The sequence below is a fragment of the Klebsiella sp. MBT K-1 genome, from assembly GCF_002556465.1.
GTDB classification, from domain to species: domain Bacteria; phylum Pseudomonadota; class Gammaproteobacteria; order Enterobacterales; family Enterobacteriaceae; genus Klebsiella; species Klebsiella grimontii.
The window spans coordinates 125955-138261 of the sequence record NZ_PDEL01000007.1; the positions used below are offsets into that span (position 1 = coordinate 125955).

Genomic DNA, 12307 nt, shown 5'->3' on the forward strand with positions numbered 1-12307 from the left:
CTTAGCTTATTTTGATGCGTTATTTTCTGAAACATTGAGGGTGGCAGAGCTGCGCCGTTTACTCTGGCATGACGATAAGGTAAATGCCGATATCACGGTAAAAACCAGCGCAATCATGCCCATAATAATATACGTTTTCTCAAACCCGATACGATCGTACATAAACCCGGCAGGTGACGAGACGACCACATTACCAACATATAACATCGCCTGATAACCTAACAAATACATCGTTGCATTAACGCGTTTGTCAAAGTGCTCGGCGATATACTTAAATACTGAAACCAACAGCAGGCATATTTCCAGGCCATACAATGGTTTTAATAGCGAAATCAACAGATGGGAATCACACAGGCCAGAAATCACCAACCTGGCGCCTACCAGCAGGCCAACAATTAATAATCCACGTTTTGCGCCAATGTAGTTAACAAAGAATGGAATGACCATATACATAATAAATTCCATCCCGGACTGTACCGTTCCCAGATAACCAAAAATGGCGTTGCCTTTATGGACATCGGCAAAGAACGTGACAAAATAGCGCGAAAACTGCTGCTCCGCGATAAACATCATCCACGCCACCCCGGCCACGTACAGGCAGAATGCCCAGAATTTACGGTTACGCAGAAGGGTATAAACATCCGCCGGAGAAATTTTATCTTTGACCAGCACCTGCGCGGCGTTCTCCGCATTTTCGTTGACTTTCAGGCTTAATAAAACGGCCAGCATCACTATCGACGTGACGCTTCCCAGGATAAAGTTATACGCTGGCGAGAGGTTAAACAGCAGGCCAGAGAAAGAAGACGCTACCGCCCATCCGAGCGATCCCCACATGCGAATTTGCCCAAACTCCATATTGTTCAGACGGCTGTAACGGTCGGTATAGGATTCACAGGCCGCGACGCCCGCATACCAGGCGAAGCTTAAATAGATCGCACCGACAATAATACCCAGCATCGTCTTGGTTAACAGTAGCGGCTGATAAACATAAATAAAAAAAGGCGCCATTAATGCCGACATCAGCACCACAAAATAGAGCAGATATTTACTCATCCCTATTTTATCAAGTATATAGCCATAAATGGGTTTAAGAACAACTGAAAATACGCCATTTACGGCAAAGACGGTGCCAATAACCGCGCCGCTTAGATTCGCTTTTTGCCCTAACCATATGGCGAGCAGGCCAATACTGGCAGACCAGGTGAAAAAATACAGAAAAATGAAGGCGCTTATTTTGTAATACTCAACTTTGTTATTCGTATAGGTACTTTCCATACTATCCTCAGCGAAAGCATGTAAAAAATCGAATAATGAGTTGCCGGGCGTTAGCCCGACCGCGTTTAAAAATAAATAGTTTGCTGGGTTTCTTTTTGGCTATCCATAATAATAAAGCGGCGATCTTGTCGAATGAGTAACGGCATATCGGCAAAAACTTTATTTATCTCAGCGCTGGCGATAACCGCACAGGCCAACCAATGTTCGCCAGGAGCCAGCTCGGTGGATAAAGTGGGAATGGCCGCGCAGGGCGCAAACATAATACTGCTATTGGGCGGCGTGATAACGGCCTCGCCCTGCCTGGCGATGCCGGGAGCAAGATTGGCTATCATGCTGCTCCCATTGCTGGCCAGAATCAGGCTGCTGCCGGCCTCCAGGCAGGGCTCCGCCTTCAGTACCGCAAAGCCCCCCTCCACGGACTGTAGCCGTCGAGCGCTGGCAATGTGGTGTACCCGAACGTGCCAGTCGCCGCAGGGGATAAGCCAGGTGCGGATATGTACGTCTGACCACGGCGACCAGCGGCAGAAAATCGCGTTCTCCGCTACCGTCACTTCCTCGCATTCGCGCCGTCCGCGCCAGTAATTATCGTTGTCAGATAGCAGGAGCATCGAGTCGCAGGCGGCATGCTTAAGGCCATACCGCCCCCGCTCAAGGGTAAAACCAAAGCGGCTGGAGTAGGCAAACCGGGTATATTTGGCTTCGGTATTGACGTAATTATTTAACTCCAGCTGGCCCGACGTCAGCATCGTTACATGGCGAGAATGGCGATCGTGCTGCAAAATTTGCGCCGCTTGGGGTATCACGCGCACCTTAGCCAGCGGCGGCAGCGGTAACTCTTCCGCTAGCCAAAAATCATGATCTGCCGGTAACGCCAGAATCAGGAAAACCTTCAGCGCCCAGTAAGGGGACCCGGGCGAATTATAGTCCTCGCACATCGCCAGATTGGGATAGGCAAAACCCAGCGTCAGAATACCGTCGCGATCGAAAATCGGCTGCTGCTGCCACCAGCGTAAATGGCGTAGGATCAGTCCTTTCACCACGCCAGGAGAAAATTCGTCCACCCCGGAAAACGCCACCGCGCTCCAGAAGGCAATCATGGCGAAACGATAGGTCAGACTGCGCCCAAAGGGTACGGATGAACCATCCGCCGCCGACATATAGATAAAATCCCGGGCAAACAAACGGGAGCGTTCGCGTAACGTGGCGGCCCGCTCTGCATCATCCGGACTCAGGGTGGCGTACAGTAGGCCGTAAAAATGAAAAGCCATAGAGATGTAGTAATCTTTTGGCCGCCCCGGCCCATCGGAGTACCATCCTTCGCCCAAATAGTAGGCTTCCATCATCGCAAACCGGCGATCGATGGCGGCCTGATCGAAGGCTAATCCCGCGCGCTTAAACCCAAGCTGAACGATAATAGCGAAATAGTTCCAGTTGCTGTCGGGCATCTGCGCATCGGTGATTTGATTCAGCCAGCGGTGGAAATTCGCCAGTTCCTTTTCGCTGAATACATCCGTCAGGCGCGTCTGCAGTAACGCCAGGCCCAGACCGTAGGCCGCCATCTCCACCAGCCGCTGATCGTATGGCCCCGTATCGCCCCAATACTGTGGGCTATCGGGATCGGTACCTAGCTTAATCGCCTGGATATATTTCTCAGCAAAAGGCGTCTCTTCACCGCCCGCCCACAGCGGAAATAGCCCCCATAGCGCTCTGGATAACCCCTCCATACCGGCAATATTCGTATCATAATGCGCGCAGGTATCGCCGAGCGTGAACTGCGCCTGACCGGCCGGAAATTGGGCGTCGAGCGCGCTCAGCATCGTTGTAACAGCGCGAATAACGTCGTCACGCGATGACAATGGATTTGATTTTTCTTTCGTTGCCGACCACATAGCTCCCCCCTGATTTAATGGGCAAAGCATAGTGAATCGCCGGGGATGAGAAATGTTACCTCAGTCACACCGGCAGGATAAAAATAAAACAGCAATTGATAAAATTTAAAAAGGTAGTTTATAAAACGAATAATCCCTGCAAAAGTTTAAATTTATTGCACTATGGCGCAGACCTTAAATGAAGAACGTCTGGAACTGATAACCCTCAATGACGCAACGGCGTCGTTTAGCCGGTTATTCGCCAATACGGTCCGCTATCATCACTGGCATCAGTGTCTTGAAGTACTGTACGTAGAGGAGGGGTTCGGCGTGGTGATTGTCGATCATAAGCAATACACCATGCGCCCGGGGAGGATGTTTTTCTTCCCTCCCTTTACGCTGCATAAAATCATCGTGGATGAGCAGGCGCAGGATCGTTACCGGCGAACCATCATTCATCTCGACCAGTATGCCCTGCTGAAAGGATTACGTGATTTCCCCTACTCCCGCCAGCGGCTCCATAATCTGACCCAGCGAGCGGGCCAATCCTGGGTAGTGGACATCGCCGATATTCACCCCCACATCGATTTTTTATTCAGCCGCTATGAAAAGCTGGCCGGAGACTCGCCGCTAAATAGCGAGCAGGTTTCCTGTCTGCTGCTCTCTTTACTCAGCATGCTGAGCGAAGATCATCCCAGCATGTCGAGAATAACCGATGGTACCGCAAGCCAGGTGATGTTCTGGCTTGACGAGAATTACATGCGAAAATTTAGCCTGAGCAGGCTGGCGGAAGAGTTGGGTAAATCGAAGAGCTATATTTCGCGCCGCTTTCATCAGGAAACGGGCGAAAGTATTGTCAATTATCTCAATACGATACGCCTAAGAAAAGCGTGCGAGGCGCTATTGCATAGCCAGCAGAGCGTGCGCGAGATCGCCCGAATGGTCGGGTTTTCAGATGTCACCTATTTTATCAGCGCGTTCGGCAAGGGCATTGGCGAAACGCCGCTGCAGTACCGGAAAAGACATAAAATTTAAAACTGTATCCCGGACGGGGCACGCGAGCCGCCGTCCGGCATTCGCCTGCGTTACCCTTCGATATCCGCCAGATCGCCCTTCTCCTGCAGCCAGTTACGCCGATCTTCAGAGCGCTTCTTCGCTAACAGCATATCCATCATAGCGGTTGTCTGCTGTTCATCTTCATCGTTGATAATCAGCTGTACCAGACGGCGGGTATTCGGATCCAGGGTAGTTTCACGCAGCTGCAACGGGTTCATCTCGCCCAGCCCTTTAAAGCGCTGTACGTTCGGTTTGCCTTTCTTACGCTTGAGCTGCTCGAGCACGCCCGCTTTTTCTTCTTCCGTCAGCGCGTAGTAAACCTCTTTGCCGAGGTCGATACGGTACAAAGGCGGCAGCGCCACGTAAACGTGGCCGTGTTTAACCAAAGTGCGGAAGTGCCTGACGAACAGCGCGCACAGCAGCGTCGCGATGTGCAGACCATCGGAGTCGGCGTCAGCCAGAATACAAATCTTGCCGTAACGCAGCTGGCTCAGGTCATCGCTATCCGGATCGATACCAATCGCGACGGAAATATCATGCACTTCCTGGGAAGCGAGCACTTCATCGGAAGAGACTTCCCAGGTGTTAAGGATTTTACCTTTCAGCGGCATGATCGCCTGGTATTCGCGGTCGCGCGCCTGCTTGGCAGAGCCGCCGGCGGAATCCCCTTCCACAAGAAACAGTTCGGTCCGATTCAAATCCTGAGCGGTGCAATCCGCCAGCTTGCCGGGAAGGGCAGGACCGCTAGTGAGCTTTTTACGCACCACTTTTTTCGCCGCGCGCAGACGACGCTGGGCGCTGGAAATCGCCATTTCCGCCAGCAGCTCCGCCGACTGGACGTTCTGGTTTAGCCACAGGCTGAACGCGTCCTTAACGACGCCGGAAACAAACGCGGCGCACTGACGTGAAGAGAGGCGCTCTTTGGTTTGCCCGGCAAACTGCGGATCCTGCATCTTCACGGAAAGCACGTAAGCGCAGCGCTCCCAGATATCTTCCGCCGATAGCTTCACGCCGCGCGGCAGGATGTTCCGGTATTCGCAGAACTCGCGCATAGCGTCCAGTAAACCCTGACGCAGACCGTTAACGTGGGTGCCGCCCTGCATGGTAGGGATCAGGTTGACGTAGCTTTCGGTCAGCAGCTCGCCGCCTTCCGGCAGCCACAGCAACGCCCAGTCGACCGCTTCGGTATCGCCAGAGAAGGTGCCGACGAACGGTTTTTCCGGCAGCAGAGGCAGGCCGTTAACCGCTTCGCTAAGATAGTCGGTCAATCCATCGGCGTAGCACCAGCGTTGTTCACTGTCGTTGACCAGATCGCGGAAAACAATCTCTACGCCCGGGCAAAGAACGGCCTTGGCTTTTAACAAATGCGAGAGGCGTGAGACGGAAAAACGCGGGCTGTCAAAAAAGCTTTCATCCGGCCAGAAGTGCACGCTGGTACCGGTATTGCGCTTACCGCAGGTGCCGGTCACATGGAGATCTTCTACTTTATCACCATTTTCAAAGGCGATGCTGTAGATCTGACCGTCGCGGCGCACGTTCACTTCAACGCGTTTCGATAGGGCGTTGACCACTGAAATCCCTACGCCGTGCAGGCCGCCGGAGAACTGGTAGTTCTTATTGGAGAATTTCCCCCCCGCGTGCAGGCGGCAAAGAATCAGTTCAACTGCCGGAACCCCTTCTTCAGGATGGATATCCACCGGCATTCCGCGGCCATCATCGATAACTTCCAGCGACTGGTCGGCATGGAGAATGACCTCCACGCGTTTCGCGTGACCGGCCAGGGCCTCATCCACGCTGTTATCAATAACTTCCTGACCAAGATGATTTGGACGTGTGGTATCAGTGTACATTCCCGGACGGCGGCGAACCGGCTCTAGCCCGGTGAGTACCTCAATGGCATCAGCGTTATATGAAGATTGCGTCATGGTGTGTATTCGTAGGTCGTTCCGAACCGCTCAGCGCAGGCCCAGAAAATCGATAATCTGAGTGAAATGATCTTCAAAGCCAACAAATGCGTGATTACCGCCCTCCTCTACCGTCTGTCGGCAGGAGGCGAAATAATCAACGGCCTGGCGGTAATCAAGCACTTCATCGCCCGTTTGCTGCAATAACCAGATTAAATCCGGCGCTTCCAGCGGGTCAATTTGCATGACTTTGAGATCGTAAATATGGCGAGACTCTAGCACATATTGATGCCCCGTGTATGGATTCTCATTGGGGCCAAGGAAATTGTTCAATAGCTCAAACGGGCGCACCGCAGGGTTCACGACCACCGCCGGCAGCATAAAGCACTGCGATAGCCAGGTCGCGTAATATCCCCCCAGCGAGGAACCGACAACGCCTAGCGGTTCGCCGCCGTGCTCCAGCACGATGGCCTCCAGATATTCCGCCGCTTGCGCGGGGTAAACCGGGAGCTCCGGTATCACCATTGAGATGTCAGGATAGGTCCGCGCCAGCCACTCTTTCAGCGCAGTCGCTTTTGCCGAGCGCGGCGAGCTGTTAAAACCATGCAGATAGAGAAGCGTAGACATCAGTATCCTTCTGAAGCGATATCCGGGTGAAATTTCACGCCTTCAAGGCGGCAAACTTCAGTGGTCAACGTGCCATCAGGATGCAGATCCAGCCAGCGCCAGCCCGGAGAGACGGTATCCAGCGTGAAGTTAGCGCAGTGCGGCTTAAACTGCACGCAGGTGGATGGCGTGGCCATCATGCGCCGACCGTTCCAGTCAAGATCCAGTTCCTGATGAATATGGCCGCACAGCAGATGCTTAACGCGAGGAAACGCGGCCAGCGCGCAATCAAGCGCCCCGGCATTGCGCAGGCTATGCTGATCCAGCCAGCTGCAGCCTGACGGCATAGGATGGTGGTGCAACAGCAGCAGCGTATACCGCTCCGGGACTTCCGCCAGCTTCTGCTCAAGCCATTCAAGCTGGAAATCGCTCAGCTCGCCGTGCGGCACGCCGAACACCTGGCTATCCATGAGCAATATTTGCCAATGGTCGCCCAGCAATACGCGTTTAGCGGGGGAGATGCCTGATTCCTGCAGCGTGCTATACATCGCCGGTTGAAAATCATGATTACCCGGCAGCCAGACGCAAGGTGCAGCAAAACTCGCGATGCCCTCAGCAAAATGCTGATAGGCCGCGGCAGAGTGATCTTGCGCCAGATCGCCTGTAGCAACAATCAGGTCGCATTCTCGCTGTGAGGCGTGGATAGCATCCAGTACGGCCTGATAGCTTTCCCAGGTATTGATACCTAACAGCGTTTCGTGTTTTTCAGCAAACAGGTGAGTATCGGTAATTTGTAATATCCTGACTCTGGCCTCACCAGCCAAAGGTAGGTTTAACAGGCTTTCCAAATGGTGTCCTTAGGTTTCACGACGCTAACAAACCGGAATCGCCATCGCTCCATGTGCTAAACAGTATCGCAGCCAATCGGCCAAAAACTGATTAATTTGATGCTTTTCGTCGCGTTGATGCAACTTTTTATTAGGATAATCATACCGCGCTTTGAAGCGAAAGATCTGCTGGCTTGAACACACTTCAGCGACCATTGCATCGTGATAGAGCCGTACCGTCATTGACGGCAGACTCCAGTAGCTCACCGACGGAGCCGTCTGCTCAATCGCCACTAACGTAGTGTAGCGGGTCGATTCGACGATGGTTAATCGGTATTGCGCGTTGCCCACCTGGTAACTCACCTTTTCTCCCGCTGCATCCGTTCGCGGCAACAGGCGGCGCAGCTGGGCAAAGTTGGTTTCACACAGGCGCATCATTTCAGGAAAGTCAGGCGTATAACGCTTCATTTTGTCCACTCGTTGCGTAAATTGTGATAATGCAGTTGCAGCCATTGCAGCGCGATGACAGAGGCTGCGTTGTCGATTTTCCCCTCTTCCACCCATCTGTAAGCCTGTTCCCGGCTCACCACGTGGACGCGAATATCCTCATTTTCGTCGGCCAATCCATGAATCCCTTTTGCCGTCGTGGCATCGACTTCCCCCACCATAATAGACAGTCTTTCACTGGTGCCGCCGGGGCTGGCCAGGTAGCTCAGGACCGGTTTAATCCGGCCAACATTAAGCCCGGCTTCTTCCACCGCTTCACGACGGGCGACATCTTCAGGAGATTCGCCTTCTTCTATCATACCGGCGACCATTTCAAGCAGCCACGGGCTCGCGCTGGTATCGTACGCCGCAATACGGATCTGCTCGACGAGCACAACTTCATCGCGCACCGGGTCAAAGGGTAGCAAGACTGCGGCGTGCCCGCGCTCAAAAATTTCACGCGTCACTTCATCACTCATGCCGCCGTTAAACAGGCGATGGCGAAAACGATATAAATCGAGCGAAAAAAAACCGCGATAAAGCGTTTCGCGTGCAATAATTTCTACATCGTTTTTAGAGAAGGTAATCCCCTGCTGATTGACGTCGCTCATTTCGATATCCTGTAGAACATGAAGTTATGAATTTATAGGCGGTGTGGCTACCGTTTTACGGTTCGTATGTTAGATTGGTGCAAATTACCGCCCCATGGCACATTACGCCAACTTTTTACGGTAACAGACTCTATACAATCAGTGATTATTTTTAGAATTTGAGTAGCGCTAAATGCTTCACAACAAGGAATGCAAATGAAGAAACTCTTTCCCATCCTTATCGGCCTGGGCCTGACTGGCTTCAGCGCCATGAGCCAGGCAGAAAACCTGCTGCAGGTTTATCAGCAGGCGCGTATCAGCAACCCTGATCTGCGTAAGTCAGCAGCCGATCGTGATGCCGCATTCGAGAAGATCAACGAAGCGCGTAGCCCATTACTACCACAGCTCGGTCTGGGTGCTGATTATACCTATACCAGCGGCTTCCGTGATGCTAAAGACCAGAATTCCGACGTCACCAGCGGCTCGCTGCAGCTCACGCAGGTTCTGTTCGATATGTCGAAATGGCGCGCGCTGACGCTGCAGGAAAAGAACGCTGGCATTCAGGACGTCACTTATCAGACGGACCAGCAAACGCTGATCCTGAACACTGCGACCGCCTATTTTAAAGTGCTGGCCGCTATCGATACGCTCTCCTATACCGAAGCGCAGAAACAGGCTATTTATCGCCAGTTAGATCAGACCACCCAGCGCTTTAACGTTGGCCTGGTGGCCATCACCGACGTGCAGAACGCCCGTTCACAGTATGATGCCGTACTGGCGAATGAAGTGACCGCGCGCAACGACCTCGATAACGCGGTTGAAGAGCTGCGCCAGGTGACCGGCAACTACTATCCGGAGCTGGCCTCGCTGAACGTCGATGGTTTTAAAACGACTAAGCCGTCAGCGGTTAACGCGCTGCTGAAAGAAGCGGAAAACCGCAACCTGTCGCTGCTGCAGGCCCGCCTGAGCCAGGATCTGGCGCGCGAGCAAATTCGCCAGGCGCAGGACGGGCATCTGCCGACCCTGAATTTAAACGCGTCCAGTAACGTATCTAATAGCAGCTACAGCGGTTCCAAAAGCACAACGCCGGACAGAGATATCGGGCAGAACCAAATCGGCCTGAACTTCTCCCTGCCGCTGTATCAGGGCGGGATGGTGAACTCCCAGGTTAAACAAGCGCAGTACAACTTTGTCGGCGCCAGCGAGCAGCTGGAAAGCGCGCATCGTAGCGTGGTGCAGACCGTTCGTTCCTCGTTTAACAACGTGAACGCGTCTATCAGCAGCATCAATGCCTACAAACAGGCCGTGGTCTCTGCCCAGAGCTCTCTGGATGCCATGGAAGCCGGTTATTCGGTGGGTACGCGTACCATCGTCGATGTCCTGGACGCGACGACCACGCTGTATAACGCCAAACAGCAATTGTCCAACGCCCGTTATAACTACCTGATTAACGAGCTGAATATCAAGTCTGCGCTCGGTACGCTGAACGAGCAGGATCTGGTTGCGCTGAACAATACGCTGGGTAAAGCGATTCCGACCTCACCGGACAGCGTCGCGCCGGAGAACCCGCAGCAGGATGCCAGCGCTGACGGCTACAGCAACACCGCCGCGGCAAAACCGGCATCAGCGCGCAGCACCAGCGGCAGCAATCCGTTCCGCCAGTAATCAAGTTTGCGCAGTCCGCGCTTCGCTTACCCGCCGGGTAAGCGAAGCGTTAAACGTAAGGCAACGTAAAGATCCCCCGCTTTCCGCCCCTATTCGCTTCATTTTCCACCACTCATCCTCTATCCTGAGCGTTAACAAAACGCATACCACTGGGTCCAGGAAGACAAATATGAAACGGACAAAAAATATTAAACACGCCTCCTTCCGCAAAAGCTGGAGCGCTCGACACTTAACTCCCGTCGCGCTTGCCGTGACGGCGGTATTTATGCTCGCCGGTTGTGAACAAAGCGATGAAACGGTTTCTCTGTATCAAAACGCCGATGACTGCTCTGCCGCTAACCCGAGCAAATCCGCAGAGTGCACCACCGCTTACAATAACGCGCTTAAAGAAGCGGAACGTACCGCGCCGAAATACGCCTCTCGTGAAGATTGCGTCGCCGAATTCGGTGAAGGTCAGTGCCAGCAGGCGCCGGCTCAGGCTGGCATGGCTCCGGAAAACCAGGCCCAGGCGCAAAGCAGCGGCAGCTTCTGGATGCCGCTGATGGCTGGCTACATGATGGGCCGGATGATGGGCGGCGGAATGGGCGCTCAGCAACCGCTGTTCAGCTCAAAAAATCCGGCCAGCCCGGCGTATGGTAAATATACCGACGCAGGCGGTAAGAGCTACGGCGCAGCGCAGCCGGGCCGTACCATGAACGTGCCGAAAACCGCGATGGCGCCAAAACCGGCCACCACCAGCACCGTGACGCGCGGCGGGTTTGGCGACTCGGTCGCTAAGCAATCAACTATGCAGCGTAGCTCAGCAAGCTCCTCTTCTTCACGCTCGATGGGCGGCTAAGCGACATGGAAAGAATCAGCATTACCGAGCGCCCGGACTGGCGTGAAAAAGCGACAGAATATGGCTTTAACTTTCACACCATGTACGGTGAGCCGTACTGGAGTGAAGAAGCCTATTATAAGCTGACGCTGGCGCAGGTTGAGAAGCTCGAAGACGTCACCGCTGAGCTGCATCAGATGTGTCTGCAGGCGGTAGAGAAAGTTGTCGCCAGCGATGAATTAATGGCCAAATTTCGCATCCCCAAACATACATGGGGTTTCGTGCGCCAGTCGTGGAAAACTCATCAGCCTTCGCTGTATTCGCGTCTCGATCTCGCGTGGGACGGCGTGGGTGAGCCGAAGCTGCTGGAGAACAACGCCGATACGCCGACGTCTCTGTATGAAGCGGCATTCTTCCAGTGGATCTGGATGGAAGATCAGCTCAACGCCGGTCAACTTCCGGCTGGCAGCGATCAGTTCAACAGCCTTCAGGAGAAGCTGATCGATCGCTTCGGCGAACTGCGCGAGCAGTTCGGTTTTCAGCTGCTACATATGGCCTGCTGCCGCGATACCATTGAAGACCGCGGTACCGTGCAATACTTGCAGGACTGCGCCGCAGAAGCGGGCGTGGCGACCGAATTCCTTTACATCGAAGATATCGGTCTTGGCGAAAAAGGTCAGTTTACCGATCTGCAGGACCAGGTGATTGGTAATCTGTTCAAGCTCTATCCGTGGGAGTACATGCTGCGCGAGGTGTTCTCCACCAAGCTGGAAGATGCCGGCGTGCGCTGGCTGGAGCCGGCATGGAAGAGCATTATCTCCAATAAAGCGCTGCTGCCGCTGCTGTGGGAGATGTTCCCCAACCATCCGAACCTGCTGGCCGCTTATTTCAGCGAAGATGCGCATCCGGAGATGGACAAGTACGTTATCAAGCCTATCTTCTCCCGCGAAGGCGCGAACGTCTCTATCATGGAGAACGGTAAGGTGCTGGAAGCTGTAGAAGGGCCGTACGGCGAAGAAGGCACCATTGTACAGGAGTTCTATCCTTTGCCGAAGTTTGGCGATAGCTACACGCTCATCGGCAGCTGGCTAATTAACGATCAGCCTGCGGGGATTGGCATTCGCGAAGACCGGGCGCTGATCACGCAGGACCTGTCGCGCTTTTATCCGCACATTTTCGTCGAGTAACATTGAACCCCGGCAGCACCGCTTAC

At 53.7% G+C, this 12307-nt stretch carries 11 protein-coding genes; 4 read left to right on the forward strand and 7 right to left on the reverse strand.

Translation table 11 applies throughout. From position 1 onward, the window contains the following. Nucleotides 1-6 precede the first annotated feature (6 nt). Nucleotides 7-1275 (reverse strand): oligosaccharide MFS transporter, encoded by a 1269-nt coding sequence (locus CMQ96_RS12180; RefSeq protein ID WP_049132077.1) that lies wholly within the window; start codon nt 1273-1275, stop codon nt 7-9. 65 nt (nt 1276-1340) lie between these two features. Beyond that, entirely contained in the window at nt 1341-3164 is a 1824-nt protein-coding gene (locus CMQ96_RS12185; RefSeq protein WP_098066875.1) for a DUF2264 domain-containing protein, read from the reverse strand. A gap of 162 nt (nt 3165-3326) precedes the next feature. Between CMQ96_RS12185 and CMQ96_RS12190 the strand changes: the two genes are divergently transcribed. Beyond that, nucleotides 3327-4178, forward strand: coding sequence for an AraC family transcriptional regulator (locus CMQ96_RS12190; protein WP_098066876.1), 852 nt, complete (start codon nt 3327-3329; stop codon nt 4176-4178). 50 nt (nt 4179-4228) lie between these two features. Here CMQ96_RS12190 and parE read toward each other — a convergent pair whose 3' ends face one another. Genes parE through nudF form a run of 5 tightly spaced genes read right to left on the reverse strand, consistent with a single transcriptional unit; the run spans nt 4229 to nt 8633 of the window. Then, complete coding sequence (gene parE, locus CMQ96_RS12195) at nt 4229-6124, reverse strand: DNA topoisomerase IV subunit B (RefSeq protein ID WP_024358676.1); 1896 nt, start codon at nt 6122-6124, stop codon at nt 4229-4231. 30 nt (nt 6125-6154) lie between these two features. Next, entirely contained in the window at nt 6155-6730 is a 576-nt protein-coding gene (gene yqiA / locus CMQ96_RS12200; protein ID WP_098066877.1) for an esterase YqiA, read from the reverse strand. Next, entirely contained in the window at nt 6730-7557 is an 828-nt protein-coding gene (gene cpdA / locus CMQ96_RS12205; protein WP_004135749.1) for a 3',5'-cyclic-AMP phosphodiesterase, read from the reverse strand. The genes yqiA and cpdA overlap by 1 nt, the downstream gene beginning before the upstream one ends. 24 nt (nt 7558-7581) lie before the next feature. Next, nucleotides 7582-8004, reverse strand: a complete 423-nt coding sequence (locus tag CMQ96_RS12210) for a DUF1249 family protein (RefSeq protein ID WP_004125296.1) — start codon at nt 8002-8004, stop codon at nt 7582-7584. Next, complete coding sequence (nudF, locus tag CMQ96_RS12215) at nt 8001-8633, reverse strand: ADP-ribose diphosphatase (RefSeq protein WP_024358678.1); 633 nt, start codon at nt 8631-8633, stop codon at nt 8001-8003. The genes CMQ96_RS12210 and nudF overlap by 4 nt, the downstream gene beginning before the upstream one ends. Before the next feature lie 195 nt (nt 8634-8828). Between nudF and tolC the strand changes: the two genes are divergently transcribed. From tolC to CMQ96_RS12230, 3 genes are all read left to right on the forward strand, one after another. Further along, complete coding sequence (tolC, locus tag CMQ96_RS12220; protein ID WP_024358679.1) at nt 8829-10277, forward strand: outer membrane channel protein TolC; 1449 nt, start codon at nt 8829-8831, stop codon at nt 10275-10277. 169 nt (nt 10278-10446) lie between these two features. Next, nucleotides 10447-11115 carry a DUF1190 family protein gene (locus CMQ96_RS12225; RefSeq protein ID WP_004135743.1) on the forward strand — a complete coding sequence of 223 codons (669 nt, stop codon included), beginning with the start codon at nt 10447-10449 and terminating at the stop codon, nt 11113-11115. Between the two features lie 5 nt (nt 11116-11120). Beyond that, nucleotides 11121-12281 carry a glutathionylspermidine synthase family protein gene (locus CMQ96_RS12230; protein ID WP_004135741.1) on the forward strand — a complete coding sequence of 387 codons (1161 nt, stop codon included), beginning with the start codon at nt 11121-11123 and terminating at the stop codon, nt 12279-12281. Nucleotides 12282-12307: the final 26 nt, after the last annotated feature.